Origin of the sequence: Paenibacillus sp. ov031 (assembly GCF_900143165.1) — a bacterium.
GTDB classification, from domain to species: Bacteria; Bacillota; Bacilli; order Paenibacillales; family Paenibacillaceae; genus Paenibacillus; species Paenibacillus marchantiae.
Map to the genome: position 1 here is coordinate 255,902 of NZ_FRDO01000006.1, position 22,286 is coordinate 278,187.

The 22,286-nt window shown below is 47.7% G+C and carries 21 protein-coding genes and 1 pseudogene; 17 read left to right on the forward strand and 5 right to left on the reverse strand.

All coding sequences use genetic code 11. The features are described 5' to 3' along the window. Nucleotides 1-98 precede the first annotated feature (98 nt). From nikR to BUA17_RS23305, 6 genes are all read left to right on the forward strand, one after another. Nucleotides 99-566, forward strand: a complete 468-nt coding sequence (gene nikR, locus BUA17_RS23280; RefSeq protein WP_072735172.1) for a nickel-responsive transcriptional regulator NikR — start codon at nt 99-101, stop codon at nt 564-566. Nucleotides 567-919: 353 nt separating this feature from the next. Then, the gene (locus BUA17_RS23285; RefSeq protein WP_072735173.1) at nt 920-2,563 is read left to right on the forward strand and encodes an ABC transporter substrate-binding protein; all 1,644 of its coding nucleotides are present in this window, start codon (nt 920-922) and stop codon (nt 2,561-2,563) included. Nucleotides 2,564-2,604: 41 nt separating this feature from the next. Beyond that, nucleotides 2,605-3,600, forward strand: coding sequence for an ABC transporter permease (locus BUA17_RS23290; RefSeq protein WP_072735174.1), 996 nt, complete (start codon nt 2,605-2,607; stop codon nt 3,598-3,600). After that, nucleotides 3,597-4,580, forward strand: coding sequence for an ABC transporter permease (locus BUA17_RS23295; RefSeq protein WP_083584836.1), 984 nt, complete (start codon nt 3,597-3,599; stop codon nt 4,578-4,580). Before BUA17_RS23290 ends, BUA17_RS23295 begins: the two co-directional genes overlap by 4 nt. A gap of 2 nt (nt 4,581-4,582) precedes the next feature. Further along, complete coding sequence (locus BUA17_RS23300) at nt 4,583-5,539, forward strand: oligopeptide/dipeptide ABC transporter ATP-binding protein (RefSeq protein WP_072735175.1); 957 nt, start codon at nt 4,583-4,585, stop codon at nt 5,537-5,539. After that, nucleotides 5,529-6,131, forward strand: a complete 603-nt coding sequence (locus BUA17_RS23305) for an ABC transporter ATP-binding protein (protein ID WP_072735176.1) — start codon at nt 5,529-5,531, stop codon at nt 6,129-6,131. Before BUA17_RS23300 ends, BUA17_RS23305 begins: the two co-directional genes overlap by 11 nt. A 241-nt stretch (nt 6,132-6,372) precedes the next feature. Here BUA17_RS23305 and BUA17_RS23310 read toward each other — a convergent pair whose 3' ends face one another. After that, nucleotides 6,373-7,569 (reverse strand): MalY/PatB family protein, encoded by a 1,197-nt coding sequence (locus BUA17_RS23310; RefSeq protein WP_072735177.1) that lies wholly within the window; start codon nt 7,567-7,569, stop codon nt 6,373-6,375. Between the two features lie 330 nt (nt 7,570-7,899). On the opposite strand from BUA17_RS23310, the gene BUA17_RS23315 reads away from it, so the two are divergent. Beyond that, nucleotides 7,900-8,592 carry a stalk domain-containing protein gene (locus BUA17_RS23315; protein ID WP_072735178.1) on the forward strand — a complete coding sequence of 231 codons (693 nt, stop codon included), beginning with the start codon at nt 7,900-7,902 and terminating at the stop codon, nt 8,590-8,592. 245 nt (nt 8,593-8,837) lie between these two features. Here BUA17_RS23315 and BUA17_RS23320 read toward each other — a convergent pair whose 3' ends face one another. After that, complete coding sequence (locus BUA17_RS23320; RefSeq protein ID WP_072735179.1) at nt 8,838-10,838, reverse strand: S9 family peptidase; 2,001 nt, start codon at nt 10,836-10,838, stop codon at nt 8,838-8,840. A gap of 343 nt (nt 10,839-11,181) precedes the next feature. Here BUA17_RS23320 and BUA17_RS23325 point away from each other — a divergent pair, with 343 nt between their 5' ends. The 6 genes from BUA17_RS23325 (at nt 11,182) to BUA17_RS23350 (ending at nt 15,313) form a co-directional block, all read left to right on the forward strand. Then, on the forward strand, nt 11,182-11,751 hold the full coding sequence (locus BUA17_RS23325) for an STM3941 family protein (RefSeq protein ID WP_083584837.1): 570 nt from the start codon (nt 11,182-11,184) through the stop codon (nt 11,749-11,751). Nucleotides 11,752-11,786: 35 nt separating this feature from the next. Then, entirely contained in the window at nt 11,787-12,653 is an 867-nt protein-coding gene (locus BUA17_RS23330; RefSeq protein ID WP_072735180.1) for an aldo/keto reductase, read from the forward strand. Nucleotides 12,654-12,842: 189 nt separating this feature from the next. Further along, nucleotides 12,843-13,253: a GntR family transcriptional regulator gene (locus tag BUA17_RS23335; protein ID WP_063567685.1), complete on the forward strand. Its 411-nt coding sequence runs from the start codon at nt 12,843-12,845 to the stop codon at nt 13,251-13,253. Continuing rightward, nucleotides 13,246-13,944 (forward strand): ABC transporter ATP-binding protein, encoded by a 699-nt coding sequence (locus tag BUA17_RS23340; protein WP_063567684.1) that lies wholly within the window; start codon nt 13,246-13,248, stop codon nt 13,942-13,944. Before BUA17_RS23335 ends, BUA17_RS23340 begins: the two co-directional genes overlap by 8 nt. After that, entirely contained in the window at nt 13,941-14,681 is a 741-nt protein-coding gene (locus BUA17_RS23345; protein ID WP_063567683.1) for a hypothetical protein, read from the forward strand. Before BUA17_RS23340 ends, BUA17_RS23345 begins: the two co-directional genes overlap by 4 nt. 134 nt (nt 14,682-14,815) lie before the next feature. Next, the gene (locus BUA17_RS23350) at nt 14,816-15,313 is read left to right on the forward strand and encodes an LURP-one-related/scramblase family protein (RefSeq protein WP_072735181.1); all 498 of its coding nucleotides are present in this window, start codon (nt 14,816-14,818) and stop codon (nt 15,311-15,313) included. Nucleotides 15,314-15,464: 151 nt separating this feature from the next. Here the strand turns inward: BUA17_RS23350 and BUA17_RS23355 are convergent, their stop codons facing one another. Beyond that, nucleotides 15,465-16,358 carry a WYL domain-containing protein gene (locus BUA17_RS23355; protein ID WP_083584838.1) on the reverse strand — a complete coding sequence of 298 codons (894 nt, stop codon included), beginning with the start codon at nt 16,356-16,358 and terminating at the stop codon, nt 15,465-15,467. Beyond that, complete coding sequence (locus BUA17_RS23360) at nt 16,306-17,661, reverse strand: helix-turn-helix transcriptional regulator (protein ID WP_072735182.1); 1,356 nt, start codon at nt 17,659-17,661, stop codon at nt 16,306-16,308. The genes BUA17_RS23355 and BUA17_RS23360 overlap by 53 nt, the downstream gene beginning before the upstream one ends. A 435-nt stretch (nt 17,662-18,096) precedes the next feature. Here BUA17_RS23360 and BUA17_RS23365 point away from each other — a divergent pair, with 435 nt between their 5' ends. From BUA17_RS23365 to BUA17_RS23380, 4 genes and pseudogenes are all read left to right on the forward strand, one after another. Then, a complete protein-coding gene (locus tag BUA17_RS23365) occupies nt 18,097-19,590 on the forward strand; it encodes a TROVE domain-containing protein (protein ID WP_072735183.1) in 1,494 nt (497 codons plus the stop codon). 24 nt (nt 19,591-19,614) lie between these two features. Further along, nucleotides 19,615-20,421: a nucleotidyltransferase domain-containing protein gene (locus tag BUA17_RS23370; RefSeq protein WP_072735184.1), complete on the forward strand. Its 807-nt coding sequence runs from the start codon at nt 19,615-19,617 to the stop codon at nt 20,419-20,421. Then, a pseudogene (locus BUA17_RS30680) lies at nt 20,405-20,659 on the forward strand (polynucleotide kinase); the annotation flags it as partial. The gene BUA17_RS23370 and the pseudogene BUA17_RS30680, both read left to right, overlap by 17 nt. Nucleotides 20,660-20,906: 247 nt before the next feature. Further along, a complete protein-coding gene (locus tag BUA17_RS23380; protein WP_063567677.1) occupies nt 20,907-21,158 on the forward strand; it encodes an RNA-binding protein in 252 nt (83 codons plus the stop codon). A 197-nt stretch (nt 21,159-21,355) separates the two neighbouring features. Here the strand turns inward: BUA17_RS23380 and BUA17_RS23385 are convergent, their stop codons facing one another. Beyond that, nucleotides 21,356-22,276, reverse strand: a complete 921-nt coding sequence (locus BUA17_RS23385; RefSeq protein ID WP_063567676.1) for an AEC family transporter — start codon at nt 22,274-22,276, stop codon at nt 21,356-21,358. Nucleotides 22,277-22,286: the final 10 nt, after the last annotated feature.

Below are 22,286 nucleotides of genomic sequence, written 5' to 3' on the forward strand. Positions count from 1 at the left end.
CATTATCCTTTTTGCCGCTACCGAGAAATAACAGTATAGTCGATGAGAAGACAGGACTGTGGTACACTCGAAGCAAACGAGGCGGCAGGAGGATATGAATGGCAGACAAAGAAGATTTGACCCGGTTCGGTGTGGCATTTCCCACGCCTCTGATCGAACAGTTTGACAGATATATTGAAGAGCAGGGATACAAGAACCGTTCGGAAGCTTTTCGTGATTTGGTCCGTAAAACATTGCTGGAGCCCTCTGCATTGCATTCCGAGCAGGATGTAGCTGGAACCATTGTGATGGTGTATGACCACCATATCAGTGATCTTCCTATTCGATTAATGGAGCTGCAGCACGAGGCGCACCATGACATCATCTCCAATATGCATGTGCACCTGAACCATGATCAGTGTCTGGAGGTCATTGCGGTACGGGGCAACCTAGGACGATTGCGTCATCTGCATCAGCAGATCCAGGTTCAAAAAGGAGTACTGTATGCAGAGCTGTCCGTAACGTATGTGGATGAGCTCAACAAAATGGCAAGCCACCACAGTCCTCACAATCATGATCACAGCTAAAATTAACAAAGTCATCACCATCATCCTGATTCCTCAACGAATTAACTTTTAAAAATTCAATAATTGATTCATTGGCTTTAGCCGACTTCGTCCATAGCACGTATTTAGAACAGCAGATTATTGGTCCAATACCGATAATCTGTTGTTCTTTTGTTTTGTTATAATACCTAACTTCAAATAGTGGATCATCTATTTATACCTCTATTAATCTCATTTAAATTCCCTGTAAATGAAAATAAATGGATTTTGAAGTTAAGTTTGTTGACACAATAAATCTTTTTTGTGCTACAATTTTCAAAAAAAGTAACACAGAATTGGATTGAATCGTAAAAGTTAGAGGGGGAACAACGTAAATGCGTGGATTTTCATGGGGGAAACGATCAGTTAGAGCGGGAGTAGGCATTTTACTGATATGCACAGTTGGGTTGTCAGGATGTACACAGGGGACATCCTCAACAGAGAGCGTCCATCAGGCGGCGACTTCTCTTCCCAAAGACGAATTGGTGCTGGCCGTTGGCACGGAACCGGAAGGTGGATTTGATCCCACTACAGGTTGGGGACAGTACGGCTCGCCGCTCTTTCAGAGCACTTTGCTGAAAAGGGATGCCAAGCTCCAACTGGTCAATGATCTGGCGACAGAGCATTCCGTCAGTGAAGATGGACTGACTTGGACCGTCAGACTTCGGGATGATGTAAAGTTCTCTGATGGTGAGCCACTGACAGCTGAAGATGTCAGATTTACGTTTGAAACGGCTGCCAAGAGCGGTTCGGTCATTGATCTTACCAATATGGCTGATGTGGAAGCACCGGATACAACAACTGTCGTCTTTACATTGAAGTCGCCGCAGTCCACGTTTATCAGTCTGCTGACTACACTCGGTATTGTGCCTGAGCACGCCTATGGTCCTGATTATGCCGAGCATCCGGTTGGGTCTGGTCCATACAAGCTGGTGCAGTGGGATAAGGGTCAGCAGGCGATCGTCGAGGCTAACGAACAATATTACGGGAAAAAGTCCACATTCCATAAACTGACGTTCCTCTATCTGGATGAGGATGCAGCCTTTGCAGCGGCGCAAGCCGGAACAGTCGATATCGCAGCTATCCCGGCGGCATTCAGCAAGCAGCAGGTGAACGGAATGAAGCTAGAATCAGTGAAAACAGTCGATAACCGAGGCATCATGTTCCCGATGCAACCCGCAGGCGCGAAGTCTGGTGACGGCCTGCCCGCAGGCAATGATGTTACATCCGACATCTCCATTCGTAAAGCGGTAAATGTCGCAATTGATCGCACTGCATTGGTGGAGGGTGTACTGGAGGGGCAAGGTCGTCCAGCTTACTCGGTCAGCGACGACCTGCCGTGGAGCAATCCGGATTCTGTATTTGCAGATGCGAATCCCGATGAAGCGAAGCAGATTCTGGCTGATGGCGGCTGGGTGGATACAGATGGTGATGGAATTGTAGAAAAGAACGGCATAAAGGCCGAGTTCAATCTGATTTATTTTGCAGGGGATCTAACGAGACAATCTTTAGCGCTGGCTGCTGCGGATATGGTGGCCCAGGCAGGGATTAAGGTCAATGTAGAGGGAAAGAGCAGGGAAGAGACGAAAAAGCTAGCCTATACTAATGCCGTATTATTTGGGTGGGGAAGTCATGATCCGCTTGAGACATACAACCTCTACAGTAGTACCCATAAAGGGGAAGGTTACTACAACACTGGATTGTACAGTAACCCAACTGTGGACAACTGGATGCAGCAAGCTCTCCAAGCGACAACGGAAGAAGAAGCACTGCCCTTCTGGCAGAAAGCGGAGTGGGATGGATCGACAGGATTTAGTTACCAAGGCGATGCGCCATGGGCATGGCTGGTGAACATTGATCATCTGTATTTGGTGAAGAATGGTTTAAATATCGGTGAACAGCAGATCCATCCACATGGTCATGGGTGGCCTGTGACATCCAACCTGGAAGAATGGTCCTGGGAGGAAGAATTGAAATAGAAACGCTGCGGTAGCTTTATCCTGAATTGGGGAGAGATTGGATGGAGGACAGGATGGGATGGGCCAGATTTGTCGGATTTAAAATGCTGCGGCTTTTATCTTTGCTGGCAGGAGTCAGCGTGGTGTCTTTTATATTAATGCAGTTCTCTCCAGTGGACCCGGTGGAGGCTTACATTGGTGGAGATATGATCAGGGTGAGCGCAGAACAACGCAGTCTTATTGAAGAACGTTGGGGACTCAATGATTCACCCGTAGAACGGCTGTTTTCTTGGGGGCAGGCACTAGTTCAGGGGGATCTGGGAACATCGATGATCTATAGACAGCCGGTTGCGGACATCATCCAGGAACGATTCATGAATTCTGTCGCTCTTATGGCGGTGGCATGGGTGTTATCCGGTCTGATTGGATTCGGTCTGGGTGTCGCTGCTGCTATGAGGCGGGATTCGCGGCTGGATCGTCTGATCTGTTGGTACTGTTACACACTGGCTTCCACACCGGTATTCTGGATTGCGCTGTTACTGCTCATGGTATTCGGTGTATGGCTTGGCTGGCTGCCAATCGGACTTGGTGTACCTGCGGGCATGGCAGCAGATCAAGTGACATGGGGAGATCGGGCCATGCACATGATTCTGCCTGCGCTGACGTTGAGTCTGACGGGCGTAGCCGCTATTGCCTTACATACCCGGCAGAAGCTCGTGGATGTGCTGGACTCCGATTATATTCTTTTTGCGAGGGCACGAGGTGAGAGAGGTGTTCAACTGTTTCGTCGTCATGGGTTCAGACATGTGGTACTGCCAGCTTTGACGCTGCAATTTGCTTCATTTAGTGAATTGTTCGGTGGAGCTGTGCTTGCGGAGCAAGTGTTTTCCTATCCCGGATTGGGGCAAGCAACAGTCCAGGCTGGATTACGCGGTGATGTGCCGCTGCTGCTGGGACTTGTGCTGTGCAGTGCGATATTTGTGTTTACAGGCAATATGCTGGCCGATATTCTGTACCGTATCATTGATCCGCGCATGAAGGAGGAGGCTATAGGATGAAACAGACATTAGAACGTCCCTCCCGGCCTGCGGCTCAGACTGCACAGCATCTGAAAGTTAACTCTCCCAAAAGTGAGGCGGGGAACAAGAGAAATTGGAGGCCAGTACATCCACGTATTCATGGTGGGAAAGGTTATTCAGGTGGCGGTATTCCTCGTTTTCGTAATCCGCGTAAATGGGCGATAATCTGGGGTGGCCTAGGTGTGATCTGGATTGCCACCGTGTGGTTGACAGGCAGACTGCTTCCCGCAGAATCGACGCTGACCTCATTAATGGATAGGAATCTGGCTCCAGCCTGGGCACATCCTTTCGGTACGGATTGGCTAGGACGAGATATGTTCTTGCGCACATTGAAAGGATTGGCAACGAGCATTCAGGTGGGATTACTGGCGGCTTGTGGTGGCGGACTTATTGCGCTTTTGCTGGGTCTTGCTGCTGCTTCAGGGAAAGCTGTGGACCGGGTCATTTCATGGATCATAGACCTCTTTCTGAGTGTTCCCCACTTGGTGTCGCTGGTAATGCTAGCATTTGTGTTCGGTGGAGGGTTGCCTGGGGTGACGTTAGCCATTGCCCTGACTCATTGGCCGAATCTGGCCCGGATTGTAAGGGCAGAGATGATTCAGCTGAGATCAGCAGAGTATATTCACATCTCACGCAGATTGGGTCATTCGCGAATTCATATTGCGGTGCAACACATGCTGCCTCATCTGATCTCGCAGCTATTCGTGGGAGTGCTGCTGATCTTCCCTCATGCCATTCTGCATGAGGCAGCGATTACGTTTCTGGGGCTGGGGCTGTCACCGCAGCAGCCAGCGATCGGTATTATTTTATCAGAGTCGATGAGATATTTGTCCGCAGGGATGTGGTGGTTGGCCTTTTTCCCAGGTCTCGCATTGTTGTTGGTTGTTCGTGCGTTTGATGTGTTGGGCGGTAGTCTGAAGACATTAACGGGAACCGGCAGTTCAAGGGAGGTGGTGTAGACATGGCGCTTCTTGAAGTGGAGGAAGTATCGGTTTCGTTCCGGCGTGCTCGGGGATGGTTTGGGCACGAGGAGACCCAAGTTATTCAGGATCTGAATCTGTCTGTCAATGAAGGGGAGATTGTCGCTGTCGTAGGGGCAAGTGGATCAGGCAAAAGTGTGTTGGCGCAGGCAATCATGGGCATTCTTCCTGCCAATGCGACGATAGAAGGTCGGATTAGCTATGCAGGCGAGCCCCTGACCATGGATCGGCAGCTTCATCTGCGTGGAGATGAACTGGTGTACATTCCGCAATCGGTCAGTTATTTGGATCCGTTGTTGAAGGTGGGCAGGCAGGTTCAACCTGTAAGCCAAAAGACAGGGCGTAAGCACGGATCGACGCTCCGATCCACGATGCAAAAGGCAGAGCAGGAACTGACGGGACGTTATGGATTGCCACAGGGCACGTCGGGCAAATATCCGTTTGAGCTGTCAGGTGGTATGGCTCGGCGGGTGTTGATGGCAACGGCCACCTCCGGTGCTCCAAAACTCATTATTGCAGATGAGCCAACACCTGGCATCCATCCCGAAGTGCTGGCTGAAACGATGAAGCATTTTCGTCAACTGGCCAATGAAGGCGTCGGCATCCTTTGGATTACCCATGATATTACGACTGCTTTGACGGCAGCAGACCGCATATCCGTATTTTACGCAGGCTCCAATGTGGAGACGGCGCAGGTTTGTGATTTTACGGGAAAAGGCGAAAGATTAAGACATCCATACACGAAGGCGCTCTGGAATGCATTGCCGCAAAATGATTTTCAACATCTGTCTGGTACCCAGCCTGCAGCAGGTCGGCAGCAGGTAGAAGGATGCTCATTTGCACCACGCTGCATTGGAGCGACCATGGATTGCACGAACGAACGTCCTGAGCTGCGCAAAGTTCGTGGTGGGGAAGTGAGGTGCATTCATGCCACTTGAGGTTAGAAATGCAGGGTATCGTTATGGTAAAGACGCTTGGGTATTTCAGAATATAAGTATGGAAGTACAGCAGGGAGAAGTCGTTGGTTTGTGGGGTCCCAGTGGCTGTGGCAAAACAAGTCTTGGACGAATCCTTGCAGGTTATATGGAACCGATGGCAGGTCAAGTGCTGCTGGATGGGAAGTCGCTTCCGCTAACCGGAGCATGTCCGGTCCAACTTGTATTCCAGCATCCGGAGAAAGCGGTGAATCCACGCTGGCGGATGCGCCGTGTCTTGAAGGAAGCTATGATCGAGGATCAGGAGCTGCTCGATGACTTGGGTATCCAGATGAATTGGCTGGATCGCAGGCCCGGTGAGTTGTCAGGCGGAGAATTGCAACGATTCTGCGTTGCACGTGCACTCGGCACAGCAACTCGTTACGTGATCGCTGATGAGATGACCACCATGCTGGATGCGATCACACAGGCACAGATCTGGCATACCGTGATGAATATCGCGCGTCAACGCAACCTGGGACTGTTGATCATCAGCCATGATCGGGAGTTACTGGACAGGTTAGGGGATCGGATTGTGCAGATGCCAACTTTATAGCTTATGGTGTATAAATCGTTTTACAATATAAAAGGGGCGTCCGAGTAGTCCATCATGAACGTTAATCATGGATATGACTACGGGGACAGCCCCTTTTTGCAATTTTAAAGAAACCAATGCTTTAACGAAACTAGCGCACGCTATTAGACGGAATTCTACACTTTCGGTGTTGGAACGAATCGTAGACACCTTATATGCCCGATTCGTTAGCGTCTTTAATTTCCTTTAAAAGTATCTCAACTTATTTGTTCGACAGTCTGCCCACCAGCACAGACAATCTGCGCATCGCTTCTTCCACTGTTGAACGTGGGCAGGCTACATTCATGCGCATGAATCCTATGCCTTCTGCTCCGAAGATACTTCCATCATTAAAGGCGAGTCCCGCTTCCTTAAGCAGCATCGTACACAGCTGTGCATGCGGAATATTCAGCTTCCGGAAATCCATCCACAGTAGGTAAGTTGCTTCCGGAAGCCGGATTCCGATTTGCGGCATATGCTCTGCGACATACTCCTGCACGTAATCCATATTTCCGCGGATATAGGCAAGACAGTCATCCAGCCATTCTTCGGCACCGTTGTAGGCCGCTTCGGCTGCAACTGCTCCCAACGTGGAGATGTTGGCAAGTCCCATCGTTTTCACGCCCTGCATGAATGATTCCCGTAGCTTGGCATTTGGAATGATGATATTGGAGGTGCAGAGACCTGGAATGTTGAACGTTTTGCTTGGTGCTGTACAGATGATGCTGAGATCAGCGACAGCATCAGAAATAAGGGCCAGCGGTGTATGTGCACCGCGTTGGTGTACCAGATCGGCATGAATCTCATCCGAAACGATAATTACATTATATTGCACGCAGAGTGCAGCAAGGCTTTGAAGTTCTTCATGAGTCCATACCCGTCCAACCGGGTTGTGAGGACTGCACAGAATTAACATTTTGACCCGACCCGTCTTCAGGCAGGATTCCAGATGCTCCAAATCCATGGAGTAATGTCCATCGTTCTCCACCAACGGATTGGTCATCAGTTCTCTGTCTTGACCACGTACCACATCATAGAAGGGTGCATATACCGGAGTCTGAATTACTACTGCATCTCCCGGTTTGGTGAACCGTTGTACAGCAATGCTGAGTGCAGGCACAATACCTGGGGTGAATACAACCCATTCATCGTTAATGCTCCAGTTGTGACGTCGCTCCATCCATCCCGATAGCGCTGCGTGATACGCATCTGTTCGCACCGTATAGCCAAAAATTCCATGTTCCATTCGAGTCTTCAACGCTTGAATGACCGACGGCGGAGCGGCGAAATCCATATCGGCAACCCACATGGGGAGTGCATCTGCAACACCAAAAATCTCCTCAAGCGCATCCCATTTCTCTGATCCCGTGGAGAGCCGATTAATCGGCTCGTCAAATGTATGATTATTGTTCTTGCTCATTGCTTAAATCCCCCTTGAAATCCGTTCCTTCGACTACAATCGACAGATTATTATCTAATAAATTTGGTGTTTTCGCAACTTGTAACCGTCAGATGGATTCCATTTTGTATAGAGCTGCATCCAGGAATATATTCATGTAATAACAATGATTCGAGCGTGCGTAAAACAAAATAATGAAACGACTAATTTTGTGCGCCGCTGGTCCTGTTTTCCTCTTAAATCATGTACAAGCTCTCACCAGATGGTATTATGATTCCAACCTTTGGTTTAACAACGAAGCAGCAACCGTACATATATTTTCGGTAATAAAACAATCAGGAGGTATTTCGGATGAAAAATAAAAGGTGGATGTTAACCGCTGGTGTCTTAGGCATGGTGTTAACGGGATCAGCAGGGGTATATGCAGGAACGCAATTGGAAACCATTAAGGCTTATTTGAACCATGGGTTAGGCATTGAAGTGAACGGACAGAAGTTCACACCAACAGGTGATCAGGGCAAGAAGCTCGTTCCTATTACATATCAAGGCAGTACGTATCTCCCAGTTCGTTCCATTGCAGATACGTTGAACACGGAAGTCACGTATGATTCGAAAACTAATAAAATAAGCATCGGTTCTACAAGTTCCTCCAGTGGGTCCAGTTCCACAAGCAACAGCGGCTCAACTTCAACATCAACAGATAAAAACAATCAGGCTGAAATTGTGAAGGCCAAATATTTACCAGCTGATTTACCTTTACCAACGGATGCCAAGATAATTAGCCTGATAGAGTCTAGTGTAGACGGCGGCAAGAACAAAATCGTCTTTACATATACAACAAAAGAAACGCTGCTGACGGTAGGCACTTCCTACAAAGGTTATTACCAGAACAAAAACCTCACTCAATACAGCCAAGACGTACAGGGTGAAGGATTCAACGTTATTGCCCGTAAAGAAGGGAAATTTGCCGTATCCATTACTGGGTCCACTTCCACAACCGACAAGGATGTTAATGAAATAACTGTTGTATGGGAAGATGAATAAGAAATCGTGACAACAAGTACTCGTAGCCATGCTTTGATAAAAATAAACTTGGGATAGTAACGTAGAACGCAGTAACTGTCCTATATCCAAACGTCCAAACAGTAAAAACCACCAGAGAAGGTCAGGATATGACCGATTCTACTGGTGGTTTTTACTGATCCTGAATTCTTCCCGCTCAGGCAGACATGAGGAGCAGGAGGAAGAATATTTATCTTTTATTTCATAAATATGATCTTATGATGGCGTTACAAGTGCTCGTTAAACCATCCAGCAATATGCTCCAGACGACGTACTCTTAAGTGCGGGTGACCTCCGCGGGACAATTCGTGATTGGCTCCCGGGAAACGAACGAACCGAGTGGTCTGTTTGCGTCGCTTCAAGGCAACATATAGTTGTTCAGCCTGTTCAATCGGACAACGCAGATCCTGCTCACCATGCAAAATCAGCAGCGGCGTGCTGACATTACCCACATATGCAAGCGGGGAGTGTTTCCATAACTTCTCGGTGTCATCCCATGCATTACCGCCAATCTGGTCTTCCGTGAAAAAGAATCCAATATCACTGACTCCGTAGAACGAGAGCCAGTTAGAGATGGAACGCTGAGTGACGGCTGCCTTGAAACGATCAGTATGTCCAACAATCCAGTTAGTCATGAAGCCACCATAGCTGCCGCCAGTGACGCCCAGACGGGACTCGTCGATAAACGAATATCGGGAAACCGCATAATCCATGGCTTCCATCAGATCACGATAATCCCCACCGCCATAGTCACCCCGGCAGGCATTCACGAATTGCTGCCCGTATCCGAGCCCACCTCTTGGATTAATATATACAACAGCATAGCCCTGTGCTGCGAGGATTTGGAACTCATGCATAAACGTAAAGCCATACATCATATGTGGACCGCCATGAATTTCAAGGATGGTTGGGACTTTGACTCCTTCCACCATACCAGCCGGTTTCAGCATCCAGCCTTGCAGTCGCAGGCCATCAGAGGAATCGAACCAGAAGGTCTCGGGTGTGCTAAGTTGGATTTCTTCATCCAGTTGAGGATTGCTATGGGTCAATTGTATAGGCTTGGCCCCAACTTCATCAGGTTGAGTATATAGAAAGAGATCACCAGGACGAAGTACGTCTGCTACGCCTGCCACAATCTGTCCATTTTCCAGCTCAGCAAACTGATAGAACTCTTTCTCGTCCGGCAAGATGTATTCGGCATGACTGCCATCCCGTGCAAATCGGGCAATCCGAACGCTACCTTCAATAGTAGCAAGACAGAGAATGGATAAACCATCACGACTGAATACCGGGCCCGTATTAGTCAGGTGTGAACGCATATCACCAACGAGGCTGTGATTGATCTGGACATCCCAATCCTTGCTCAGACATACGGGTTGGCCGCCTGAGATCGGAAGGGTATAGAGCTTGACCAACGTAGCATTTCCATAGGAGCGGTCGCTAGCAAGCAGTGCAAAGGATTGTCCATCAGGTGCGTACGTCAGCCGGCCGAAAGAGTATCCTTCCGGAGTCAACTGCTGCACGTCAGATCCGTCAGCCTTGGCGCGATACACATGGTTCGTCAGGGTGTAATCGTTATGCTCCTCGCCCTCTTCCGGAAACTGAGCGATCCAGGCAATGGACTCTCCATCCGGCGACCACGCATAGTCCCCGACGTCATAATGGCCTGTAGTTACAGGGATCGCTTCTCCGCCTTCAGTTGGAACACGGAAGAGATGGGTTCGTCGACCGTTCCACAATCCACCGCTGTCAGATTTCATTCGAATTCGATCCACGACAAGTTCTTGCAGCAGTTTTTTATCTATGTCTTCAGTTTCATCTTCGTCTTTTTCACTCATGTCCACAGATGATTTAACAAGCAAAGTGAGCCCATCCGGTGACCAGAGCAGGGAGCTAACGCCATGCTTTAAATGGCTGACTTGCTGTGCTTCTCCACCATCTGAGGCGATCAGCCACACTTGTGTTTTGCCTTCATGTTCTCGTAAAAAAGCAAGCTGTGAACCATCCGGCGACCAAGCAGGAGCGTGATCCTTATCTCCGGATGTGAAAGCTCTGTGCTTCTGGTTCTCCAGGTTAAGGAGTCTCAGGTGAGAAGAATAACCGTCTCGTGCTTCGTTTGTTTTCCGACTTACATATACCAGTTGTCCGCCCTGAGGAGACGGAGTTGGATCATTAACCCATGTAATCTGAAAAAGATCTTCCGATGTTATGCCGCGCAGACTATTCATTGTTTGTCCTCCCACCACGATTAAATTGTTTTAATTTCCTAACCTTTCCATTTATATTAACGGAAAGCATGAGGCAGGACAACACGATTCTGAACGAACGTACTCCTATTTCTTAACAATATCGCCTGTGCCCGAAAGGAATTATTGGAAGCATGACGAATCCTAATGTTGAATAGTCATGAAATGGACGAAAAGCTGTCTGAAAATGATGTTTAATGTCAGTTGAATCTGTTTAATGAACAATGCTATTTAGGTATATTTGGTAATCCAGCTCATTTAATGAGCTGTACCCCGTTTATATAGATCATTCTTGTCTCAGTCACCATGAAGGAGGAGCATCACTTTGTCCACATCCTATGATCAACAGCACGTGGAATACCCGAGCCGGAAGCGAATGGCATGGCTTACAGTGGGGGCGGCACTTTTTGTAGCAGCCGGATTTTTTTTGATGTTTGATGATTCTTCAGCCAAGGGATCTGCCATTTCTTCCGTTATAGGCTTGTTCTCCATTATATTTTTTGGGCTTTGTCTCTGCTACAGCCTGGTGAAGATGATTAAGAAGGAACCTTCCTTTGTTGTCGATGAACATGGGTTTGTGGATTCATCTTCTTACACATCAGGAGGGTTAATTGCCTGGAAAGATGTTGAGAATATTTTTATGTATGAATTCATGGGACAGAAGATGATTGGGGTTAAATTGTGGGACGAGAGAGCGTTTCTTGATCGTCAGAATGGGATGAAGCGCAAATTAATGACGGTAAACAGCAGCATAGTCGATGCAACGGTAAGCATTGCCCAGAACAGCCTCTCATTACCACTGGACCAGTTGTATATCATGATGGTGGAGCGTTGGAAGCAATCGAATGAAAGGGCGAGTGAAGGAAGTAACTTTGATCTGTTTAATAATGAATAGATAATGAGGAATATTGTCAGATTGGAGGAGTACAGATGCAACAAGGAAATCAGACGCGTACGATCCAGCTACCCGATGGGACAACACTGCCTGCAATCGGACAGGGAACATGGTATATGGGTGAGAAGCAATCCAGTCGGAGAGAAGAAGTTCAGGCACTGCGTTATGGTATTGAACGTGGAATGACAGTAATAGATACGGCTGAGATGTATGCTGAAGGCGGGGCGGAAGAGGTCACTGGTGAGGCGATAAAAGACTGTCGTGATGATGTATTCCTGGTATCCAAGGTGTATCCTCATCATGCGGATCGGAAGCAGATGATTACCGCATGTGAGCGCAGCCTTTCGCGTCTGGGTACAGATCGCTTGGATCTGTACCTGCTGCACTGGCGTGGAGGTGTGCCGTTGGAAGAGACGGTTGAAGCTCTGGAACAGCTGAAACAATCAGGCAAAATTCTGCGCTGGGGTGTTTCGAATCTGGATACAGAGGACATGCAGGAGCTATGGAACATTCCAGCTGGTCAGCATTGTGCAGTGAATCAGGTGCTGTATCATGCAGCTTCTCGTGGTATTGAATACGAGCTTCTTCCCTGGTTGAGGGAACGCCGTATTCCTGTTATGGCCTATTGTCCGCTGGCCCAAGGTGGCAGGCTTCGTAAAGAGTTACTGGAGCATTCAGTCATCCGTGAGATTGCCAAGGATCGAGGAGTCAGTCCTTCGCAAATTGCGTTATCCTGGGTTATCAGGGATGGAGACATACTGGCGATCCCGAAAGCTGTACAGCTGAATCATGTTGCAGAAAATGCTGCGGCGATGGACGTTATTTTGACTCAAGATGAAGTTGTTCGGTTGAATGAGGCATTCCCTGCACCTAAGGGTAAAGTGCCTTTGGATATCGTATAGAAACTTCTTGTCAGACCGATTACATCATACAATGACCGTAGTTGGAAGAATCAAGAATAATAAGAGCAGATCTGAGGATCTGTTCTTTTTTTTGCATTTGGAGCCATTTTAAATAAATGGGCTTTACAACAACAAATCACTAGTGTACTATGTAACTAACACACAGATACAGAGAGGAGCGAGGACATTGTGAGCATCGAATTTGACAACAACTTGCCAATCTACCTGCAGATTATGCAGTACATCAAAAGACAGATTGTGACCGGAACACTTAAGGCAGGCGATAAAATTCCTTCGGTTCGTGAGCTCGCGGCCGAATTACAGATCAATCCCAATACAGTACAGCGAACATTTCAGGAGTTGGAGCGGGAAGAAGTGGTTGAAACCAAGCGAGGTCTGGGTCGATACGTGACAAGTGAGGAGTCGAAAATTATGACGATCAAAAAAGAGATGGCTGGTGAATTGCTGGAGCGTTTTCTGACAGGAATGCAGGAACTAGGCATCGAAGAACAGGATATCGTAAATATCGTGGCGGATGCCGTTGCAGAGGGAAAGCAATCACTGCATCGTGATGGAAGAGGAGGAACAGGGAATGAGTAATATTCTTGAGCTGAACCATGTGAGCAAAACGTATGGCGGCAAGAAAGCACTTCATGACATCACGCTTGATATCGCACCAGGCCGAATTGTAGGTCTGCTGGGCAGTAACGGCAGCGGTAAAAGTACGTTGATGAAGCTGGTTGCAGGGCTTCTGCACCCCAGCAGTGGAGATGTTCGTGTTACGGGAAAAGCTGTAGGTTTGGAAACGAAGTCGCTGGTATCCTTTATGCCGGACCGCCCATTAACCGAGAGTTGGATGAAGGTACGGGACGCGATTGCGTATTACCGCGATTTCTACGCTGATTTTGATCAAGAGAAAGCGAGAGAGATGCTTGATTTCATGAAGCTTGGAGAGGGAGATAAGGTAAGACATCTGTCGAAAGGTATGAATGAACGACTGCAATTAACACTGGCTCTTTCCCGTAAAGCTCGTCTTTATCTGCTCGATGAACCGATTGGCGGGGTAGACCCGGTTGCACGTGGCAAAATTCTGGATGCGATTGTGAAGTTCTATGACGAAGACAGCAGTCTGATCATCTCTACACATCTCGTAACGGATATTGAACGAATTTTTGATGAAGTGATCTTCATCCGTGAAGGGGAATTGGTAATGCGGGAAGAAGTGGAGACACTGCGTCTCAAGTACGGTAAAAGTGTGGATGAGATGTTCAAGGAGGTCTATGCGGAATGATGACATTGCTGAAGTATGACTTTAGAAGGAATTGGAATACGCTTTTGGCTGGGTTAGCCGTATTGATTATCGTTCAAATTGGGCTGGCATTGTTTTTTTCTGAAGTAACAGGGAGTGTTATAGGTGTCATTGCATATGTCGGAGCAGGTGTGGCCATTTATGTGAAAATGATCAAGACATACCGATCCAATATCCGTTCGTTCAACCGTCGTCTTGTGCCGGTAACAGGGCTGTCTCACGTCTTGTCTCCGATCATATTCGGAACACTCTGCTGGTTGGGCTTAATGGTTGTTGCTGCCATTCACTACTTTATTTACAGTACAACGCATACAGGGATTAACTTTACCAGCTACATTAACGATTCGGGTATTCATGTTTCGGAGATTCTTAATGTGTTGCTGTTTCTCTGGTGGGTGGCTATGTTCAGCATCATAATCATCTTCCTCTCCATTTCTATCGGAGGCAGCTTCCGCTTTAAAACAGGACCGTGGATCAGTATTGTCGCATTTTTCGTACTAGTCAATGTCATTAGCTGGCTGGAGAATATCATCTTCTCGGGTCGTTTTAATTCGAACGAATTATTTCATTTCACTGAAGAAAGCACAGCGCTCTCCTTTACGTCCAATCGGATTACATGGTCAGATGGAACGTGGGCAAGTATCATTTTTGAAATTATTGTGGCAGTAATTTTGGTTGGCGTTGCCGTGTATCTGAATAATAAAAAAGTAGAAGTATAAGTTAAAATTCTGTCAGCTGCAGTTTAGCTGGCAGATTTTTTATTTGAAGCAATCCCCATTTCTTATACGTAAATAGGGATATATGTCGTTTTACAATAAAGGAGAAGGTTTATTTCTTGTAAGGGAGGGGTTTCATGGAACTCTATTTCAGAGATAATTTCTTTAATGCAGGGTACACCGAGATTATGAACCATGAACAGGAACAGGCAGGTCATCTCGATTTGAAAAGTGCCTTTGGTTCATCGCTTGATGTATTCGATAACTCGGGACTCATTTGCAGTGGTAAATTCCGCATGTTAAGTAACCGTTGGGATGTAACCTCAGCCGATGGAAGGGAATGGGGTGTCTTACGGGCGAGGATCAGTTTCTTCAGTAAGAAGTATGAGTACGATGCAGGACCGCGTGGTGTGTATGATGTCTCCGCTCCGGCGTTTTCACATGAATATGATATCACCGGGATGGGCGGCAAAATCGTGGCAAACTTCAGGCGTACAAATGGCTGGTTCGGTTCTGGCGCATTTGTGTTAGACAACCAATCAGAACATCTGGATACGTATGAATTGATAGCGGTTGTGATGGGTGTGCATGCAATTAATAAAAGAAGGAACTCGGCTGCCGGTAGTGGCGCGTAGAGAAAACATATGAACAAAGAGGCTGTCCCTTAGGTCGTTAGTATAACGGGGGACAGCCCTTTTTGTATTATATTATTCTAATGAAACGAACACACGCTATTTGTCCCCATATGCATAAGTTGGACGTTTAACGAATCACAACTAACAAGAGCTATGCAGAATCACTGCCGTCTGCATTGGCGAAGGGCTTTTCAATGGTGTGGCTGCGCACTCCTCCAGAAGTCCGTTCAGGCAGTGCTTCAAGTTCGGTTTCCGCATAGCGTGCTAATACTTTGGCGGCTGTCTCGGACATTCGCTCTCGAAGCGCAGCATTGTTTGCAATCCGTACCCGTTTGCCCAGAAAACGCATTTTGGACAGCACATAATCCATCTCATTCCGCGGGATGGTCAGTTCAATGCGGTACGTCTGTTGGGCTTCCACAAATTCCACCTGCTTCTCGAAGCAGGAAAAGGCATACAGAATTCGGGACAACTCCTGATTGAACTCCGGCAGCACTTCGATCGTTACGGTCGTCTTCCGGTTTTCCGTTAAAATGGCGATTTTGGCAGCATATTGAGAAGCAGTTTCCGGTTGAAGCGGCTGGGCTTCCGCGGTAATGATGCTGTGCAGCTTGGTAGACATTAGTTTGTTGTAGAGTGGAGCATACCAGAGTACGTACCATTCTTTTTTGACCATGGAATATTCGAGCTTGTAGGGGTATCCAAACTGATCCTGGCTGATTCGTCCATTGCGTACACGCCCTGTCAAGCGAAACCCTTGATGATGCAAAATCATCTGCCGTAATGGTTTGAGCAGCGGATGAAAGACACTGTTTTCTTCACTTTTGGCTTTTTCGGTCAGGTAATCCTGAAGGTCCAGATCCTGCTCTGCATCCAGCATATCATGCATTTTGTGCAACGTATCAGGATGCAGTGCTTCTGGTGCGGCAGGGTGATTCAGCATCATGCGCAGCCAGGCCCGTTCCTGGGATGTCCAGGTGAACAGTCCGGTTTCATTCAATCTCGTCATCATCTGGTAGTTGAACATCTTCTCGAACAGATTCATAATATTGCGCAATCTCCTTCCATTCCTTAATCATCTCCTGACGCAGCCTCAGTGGAGCGATCACTTCACAGCTTGAGCCAAAACTCCGAAGCCACGGCTTAATCTCGGTGATACCGTTGACCTGGATTTCATAGAGGAAGGTATGTTCCGTTTCGGGCGTAATCGTTCCCCATTGGCCTTGCAAACGAACCCGATCCAGAATGAAGTTACGCTGGCCGTCCTGAGGATGGAAAAATCGGGCTTGAACCGTCACGGTGTTTCCCGTATCCACCAGCCAGCTGTAGCGGCTGATCTCGGCCCACTGTTGCTTCAATTCGAGCATATATTCTTCTTCAATCGAATCCTGTTCCTCCAGCTGTGTAATGCCTTCCATCCGGAATTTCACAAAGCCACGGCGTCCCTGATATCCAATGACATACCAGCGGCCATACTGATGGTCATAGACCACTTCAAGCGGTACGATCCGGTTGGATCGTCCGCCTGCTTCCCGTTCAAAGCGTGGATTCGTATTCTGCGAGCTGTAGCTGGACGGTTTTTTGGGTGAATAATACAGAAACTGCACATGTTTTCGTTGGCGAATCGCACTAAGCAGAGTGTACAGATGTGCTTCGTCCAGAATGCGTGAATAATAGTGGTATTTATATATGAATGGCTCGGTGGCTTCTTCCTGCGGATAACTTGCGGCAATGGCCTTTTTGAGACTGTCCCGCAATATATAGCCTTGTACGGACGGAACCTGAGTGTTTGCCATAATATCCACAAAATCATACAACTCCAACTGTTCTTCCACGGATAGACCCGTAAGTACGTCCTGCTGCAAAAGGTAACGATATGGCCTGCCGCCAGGTTCCTTGCGGATCACCCCCACTTCTTCCAGATACTTCAGATCGGAGCGAATGGTCTTTTCGTCAGGCAGCGCCAGTTCCTCTGGAAGTTCAGCGCAGCAGGCATCCAGTAATTCCATTGCGGTTAAAGCTTGATCTTGCAGGGTATGCAAAAGGACAGAAAGTCGCTGCACTTCAGTCTCTTTCATCGACTTGGCGCGAAAGAGGAACAGCAGCATTGGTTCTGCGGATTCTCCGTACTGGAAGCGGACGAGATCCGCCATTTCTTTGTTTTGTTCCGAGCCTGAGCGTTGTTCAGCGATGGTTTGCATGATTTCTTTTAATCTGCGTTGGGTTTTATCAAAAGTATGTACGGAGATGCCGAGTCGTTCGGCATACTGTTTACGGTTGTACGCACCACTTGTCAGGGACAACATGCGCAGAAATTGAATTTCTTTGTCAAAGCTTTCTTTAGCCATGAATATTCACTCCTTGGTGGCCTGGAGTCAGGCGGATATAGTGGATGACTATGTTGGCAGAACAATTCTGCGATATATAGAAACATTCGTGATCTTCCCATTTACTATATCCCTACATTGTATCAGGATGAGTGGCTGGTTTCATTTTAAACTTATGGAGGTCGCCATACTTTCGCCATGTTCGCGTGCAGACGTGTGAGGCATAATAAGGTTGTGAAGCGGGACAGCAACAAACTCTGCGGATCAAGGTTCCGAGGCGCCAGGGAGGGTTACTTCGACTGTTAATCGACCAGGTCGTTGGTTCGAATCCAATCGCCGCCGTTCATGGCGGTGTAGCTCAGCGGTAGAGCGGGTATTATACCTTCCCACCTTTTTCCTCGGAACATTTTATTATGGAATATCAGTAAATAGACTCACACCGGGAGGTCATGAGTGATGAGCAGAGCAAAACAATTATTTAACCAACCTCAGCCAACGACACGTAATCATGGGGGCTACGGAGCCTATGACCGATTGGTGGAGGAACAATATATACAGTTGTTGATGACCAATACATTGAACAATACGTTTTATGCAGATACACAGCAACTGATGGATGATGCGATGGTCAGTCATCAGGAGATGGCTGAGGTCGATGCAGGGTTTATGGCGCGGGCGCTGGTCTATGCTCGTAATGAAGGTTTGATGCGGTTACAGCCTCTATACGGGTTGGCACTGCTGTCTAAGGTGGACCCGGATCAGTTTGCGAAGGTATTCTCCAAGGTTGTACAGACACCGGCTGACTTGGCTGATTTTCTGACGATTCTAAGAGGAACGGGTCGGGGGCAGGGCGGTCGAGCGGTGAAGCGCCAGGTGAGTCAATTTTTGAACGGCATCACTGAATATTGGGCGATCAAATACAACGGGCGAGGGCGAGGATACAGTCTGGGCGATATGATCGCTACAGCACACCCCAAGCCAACAGATATGAAGCAACAAGCCTTGTTCCGTTATTTGCGAGGACATGAGGTGGATCTTACGGACCTGCCGCAGTTGCAGGCGCTGGAAAAGCTGAAGGCTACCCCAAACCCGGCAAGTCGGATGCATCTGATTGAAAAAGGCAAACTGCCGTATTCGGTGGTCACATCAATCATGCAGCCGACACGTACGGTATGGGAGGCGTTGATGTCCCAGATGCCGACCTTCGCATTGTTACGTCATCTGAATGCAATGGATCGGGCGGGAGTGTTTGAAAAATCGAAAAATATCGATTACGTAACGGGCCGCCTATCGGATGCGGAAGCCCTGCGTAAATCGCGCATCTTACCTTTTCGATTCGCCAGTGCGTATGAAATGATCGCAAGAGAAGAGCTGCGCTCTGCTTTGCGGGAAGCGGTGGAGCTATCAATTGGCAACCTGCCATCGCTGCCCGGAAGAACCGCCATTTTCCTGGATCGCTCCGGTTCCATGCAAGGGGATTATTTGCGGATTGGTTCGGTGCTGGCACTGGCGTTATATAAACAAACACGAGGCAACTCGCTGTTCTGGTTATTCGACCATATGGTTGAAGATGCTCGTCCCAAGATGGATGAAAGCATCCTTTCCCAAGCTCACCGGATTCGCGCACAAGGTGGAACCGACACGGGACGGCCTGTACGAGAGCTTCGGGATATCGGAGAAAAAGTGGATCAGATCATTATGATTACCGATGAACAGCAGAACGAAGGAAGTCCGTTATATGTTGAGCTTGAACGTTATCGCCGGATGGTGAATCCGGACCTGAAAGTATTTATTGTGGATATTGCACCTTATCAGCAGGCAATGGTACCGCCACGGGATGGCAAAACCTTTTATATCTATGGATGGAGTGAAACGGTACTGACGTATATTGCTGAGACTATAGCGGGATATGATACACTTGCAAACCGGGTGAGAGAGATAGAGATTTAAATTGGAAATGTGGAGGCCGCAGAGATGACTCATGTTCATGAAGAAATGAGAGATACGATTAGACAGCAGCTGAAGCAGATTGAAGAGGAGGAGCAGGTACGGATCATTTATGCCTGTGAATCGGGCAGCCGGGCATGGGGATTTCCTTCACAGGACAGCGATTACGATGTTCGTTTCCTGTATGTGAGACCGCTGGAATGGTACTTGTCCATTGAGGATAAAAGGGATGTTATCGAACGCCCAATCAGTGATCAGCTCGATATGAATGGTTGGGATTTGCGCAAAGCCTTGAAGCTGTTTCGCAAGTCGAATCCACCACTGCTGGAGTGGCTGCAATCCCCGATTCAGTATGACGAACCGTACAGCGTGGCAGAGCATATTCGTGCACTGTCGCCTTTGACCTTCTCGCCAAAGTCCTGTATGTACCATTATCTGAATATGGCGAAGGGAAACTTCCGGGATTATCTGCAGGGTGAGCAGGTGAAGATCAAAAAGTATTTCTATGTGCTGCGCCCACTGCTCGCCTGTGGCTGGATCGAACGTTATGATGCGATGCCGCCGATGGCCTTCGAAGAGCTGGTGCAAGAGCTTGTAACTGCGACTACACCGCTGTATACGGAGATTCATGAGTTACTACGCCGGAAAAAGGCGGGCGAGGAACTGGATCTGGAGCCGCAACTGCCCGCAATACAGGCTTTTTTGGCGGAGAAGATCGAGCATTTTGACAGACTGGCCGGCCAGATGGGAAATGAACAGATTATTCCATATGAAGAACTGGACCAGATCTTCCGTTTTGCGCTGCAAGAGGTGTGGGATCCAACCTGCGATTAAAGTACGAGGTCGTGCGTATTTGCACATCATTTATGGTATGGATTACCTCGCACCGGACAATTTGTCCCGGCTCAGCAAACGCAAAACGTCCAAAAAAGAGCGCCACGCTCTGATGGAAAGTGCCTTGGGCATGGAGGGAATCGAGCGTTTTGTGCGCATGGAGCCTGTGGAAAGGGTTCATGAATGTGTGCTCGCTACATTGGCTTTGGAGTCTGAACCGGTGGACCCACGTTTGTAACAGGATTGGTGAAGCATGAGACTTCTGATTCCTTTAGATGCAAGGTAATAGGGCAGGTTTGGTATATCCAAGCCTGTTTTTGTTTATTTTTCGTCAAAATATTTCATTCGAGATAATTAAAATTAGGATTTTTAAGGTTAATATAAATAACTAAAGCCCTATATGTTTCCAATCCATTCTGGGTAATAATTAATAGTAAGCAAGTGGTCATTGGAATCTCACAACGTAACGATAGGGGGTAACCTGTATGGCGTCAATGATTCTGTTGGTGAAACAGACGGAAGACGATGAAAAGGTTATTTATCGATTCGGACCGAATGAGCGGAAGATGGGACTCATTGAAATGAATAAGGTCAAGGAAAGTGTGAAAGAACTGGAACCTGTTCAGGTCGAGGGTGTCAGTCCGAGTTTTTATTTCAATCGGGCCGCACAGCGACTGGTTCGATGTTTGTTCAGAGAAGGCGGTAAGTTCCCTGAACGGACGACATGTGAATCTTAGTTTTTTAAGGCTGGTAAGTCGAACAACAGACTTGATCAGATGGCATATGAAGATAACAAAAGAGGTCCAAGTGCATCCGGAATATGGATGCACTTGGACTTTTTTTAGTTGAGCTGTTATATCATCCATATCCGCATAACCAAAAAGTTCACTGCTCCTTGGAGGAAAGTGAACTGGACATTTTTTAAAATATGGTATCAGAACGTCTTCGCAAAGGAAATCAGTGCAGTAATTGTAATGATGTTAAGCAGCGTCGAGATCAAAACTGTCTGGGCCGCAAAGTCTGGCTCGTTATCATACTCCTCGGCCAGAATGGACGCATTGACTCCGGTAGGCATACCGGATGCGATAATAAGGGCCTGAGCGGCGATACCTTGCAAACCGAGCAGCAATACAATCGAAATCCCGATGGCCGGGCCAATCAGCAAACGCAGAAATGTGCTAATATACACATCAAGACGATACAGGCGGATTGGATATTTCACAATTTGGGCGCCAAGTGTCAACAATGCTACAGCGACCATACTTTGCTGCGCGTAAGTTAGTGGCATAGACAGGAAAGTGGGCAATGGAATATTCCCCATATGAAACAAAATACCGAGCAACAGTGCATAAGGAACGGGCATTTTTAGAAATCCAATGATTACCGCACGGTAATTGCCTTTGAGCTTGGCACCCTGAATTGACAGCACACCATAGGTAAATGTCAGCAATGCCTGTAAAGACATGACCAGTGCCTGGATGGAAGAGGCCAGCGGATCACCACGAAAGACCAGGGAGTTGATGGGCAGACCATAATTGCCTGCGTTGTCCAGCATGATGCTGTTGTTGAAGGCAGCCTTCATGCCTTTGTTCATGCGAAGCGAGCGTGCGAACACAGACCCCACAATATAGAGAATAAGTACATATAAGGCGTAAAAAAGCGTGACAGTTCCGAGCAATTCCCCCGACATATCGGAGTGGTACATGCTCATAAAGACGGCTGCGGGGGTAATACAATAGAAATTGATTTTGGCGAGGGTGTACAAGTCCAACTTGAACACCTTTTGCATCCAAGACCCGACGGCAATCAGGAGAAAGACGGGCAGGACGACTTCAAGCATGATGTCTGCAATCATCAGTTCAGCT

What these genes read in the sequence shown, in the direction of transcription:
- BUA17_RS23290 (WP_072735174.1), top strand. Translation starts at nt 2,605, where the DNA reads ATGGAGGACAGGATGGGATGGGCCAGATTTGTCGGATTTAAAATGCTG.
- BUA17_RS23295 (WP_083584836.1), top strand. Translation starts at nt 3,597, where the DNA reads ATGAAACAGACATTAGAACGTCCCTCCCGGCCTGCGGCTCAGACTGCA.
- BUA17_RS23365 (WP_072735183.1), top strand. Translation starts at nt 18,097, where the DNA reads ATGAGCAGAGCAAAACAATTATTTAACCAACCTCAGCCAACGACACGT.
- BUA17_RS23360 (WP_072735182.1), bottom strand. Translation starts at nt 17,661, where the DNA reads ATGGCTAAAGAAAGCTTTGACAAAGAAATTCAATTTCTGCGCATGTTG.
- BUA17_RS23380 (WP_063567677.1), top strand. Translation starts at nt 20,907, where the DNA reads ATGGCGTCAATGATTCTGTTGGTGAAACAGACGGAAGACGATGAAAAG.
- BUA17_RS23310 (WP_072735177.1), bottom strand. Translation starts at nt 7,569, where the DNA reads ATGAGCAAGAACAATAATCATACATTTGACGAGCCGATTAATCGGCTC.
- BUA17_RS23345 (WP_063567683.1), top strand. Translation starts at nt 13,941, where the DNA reads ATGATGACATTGCTGAAGTATGACTTTAGAAGGAATTGGAATACGCTT.
- BUA17_RS23370 (WP_072735184.1), top strand. Translation starts at nt 19,615, where the DNA reads ATGACTCATGTTCATGAAGAAATGAGAGATACGATTAGACAGCAGCTG.
- BUA17_RS23385 (WP_063567676.1), bottom strand. Translation starts at nt 22,276, where the DNA reads ATGATTGCAGACATCATGCTTGAAGTCGTCCTGCCCGTCTTTCTCCTG.
- BUA17_RS23330 (WP_072735180.1), top strand. Translation starts at nt 11,787, where the DNA reads ATGCAACAAGGAAATCAGACGCGTACGATCCAGCTACCCGATGGGACA.
- BUA17_RS23355 (WP_083584838.1), bottom strand. Translation starts at nt 16,358, where the DNA reads ATGAATCTGTTCGAGAAGATGTTCAACTACCAGATGATGACGAGATTG.
- BUA17_RS23285 (WP_072735173.1), top strand. Translation starts at nt 920, where the DNA reads ATGCGTGGATTTTCATGGGGGAAACGATCAGTTAGAGCGGGAGTAGGC.
- BUA17_RS23305 (WP_072735176.1), top strand. Translation starts at nt 5,529, where the DNA reads ATGCCACTTGAGGTTAGAAATGCAGGGTATCGTTATGGTAAAGACGCT.
- BUA17_RS23320 (WP_072735179.1), bottom strand. Translation starts at nt 10,838, where the DNA reads ATGAATAGTCTGCGCGGCATAACATCGGAAGATCTTTTTCAGATTACA.
- BUA17_RS23340 (WP_063567684.1), top strand. Translation starts at nt 13,246, where the DNA reads ATGAGTAATATTCTTGAGCTGAACCATGTGAGCAAAACGTATGGCGGC.
- BUA17_RS23350 (WP_072735181.1), top strand. Translation starts at nt 14,816, where the DNA reads ATGGAACTCTATTTCAGAGATAATTTCTTTAATGCAGGGTACACCGAG.
- BUA17_RS23315 (WP_072735178.1), top strand. Translation starts at nt 7,900, where the DNA reads ATGAAAAATAAAAGGTGGATGTTAACCGCTGGTGTCTTAGGCATGGTG.
- nikR (WP_072735172.1), top strand. Translation starts at nt 99, where the DNA reads ATGGCAGACAAAGAAGATTTGACCCGGTTCGGTGTGGCATTTCCCACG.
- BUA17_RS23300 (WP_072735175.1), top strand. Translation starts at nt 4,583, where the DNA reads ATGGCGCTTCTTGAAGTGGAGGAAGTATCGGTTTCGTTCCGGCGTGCT.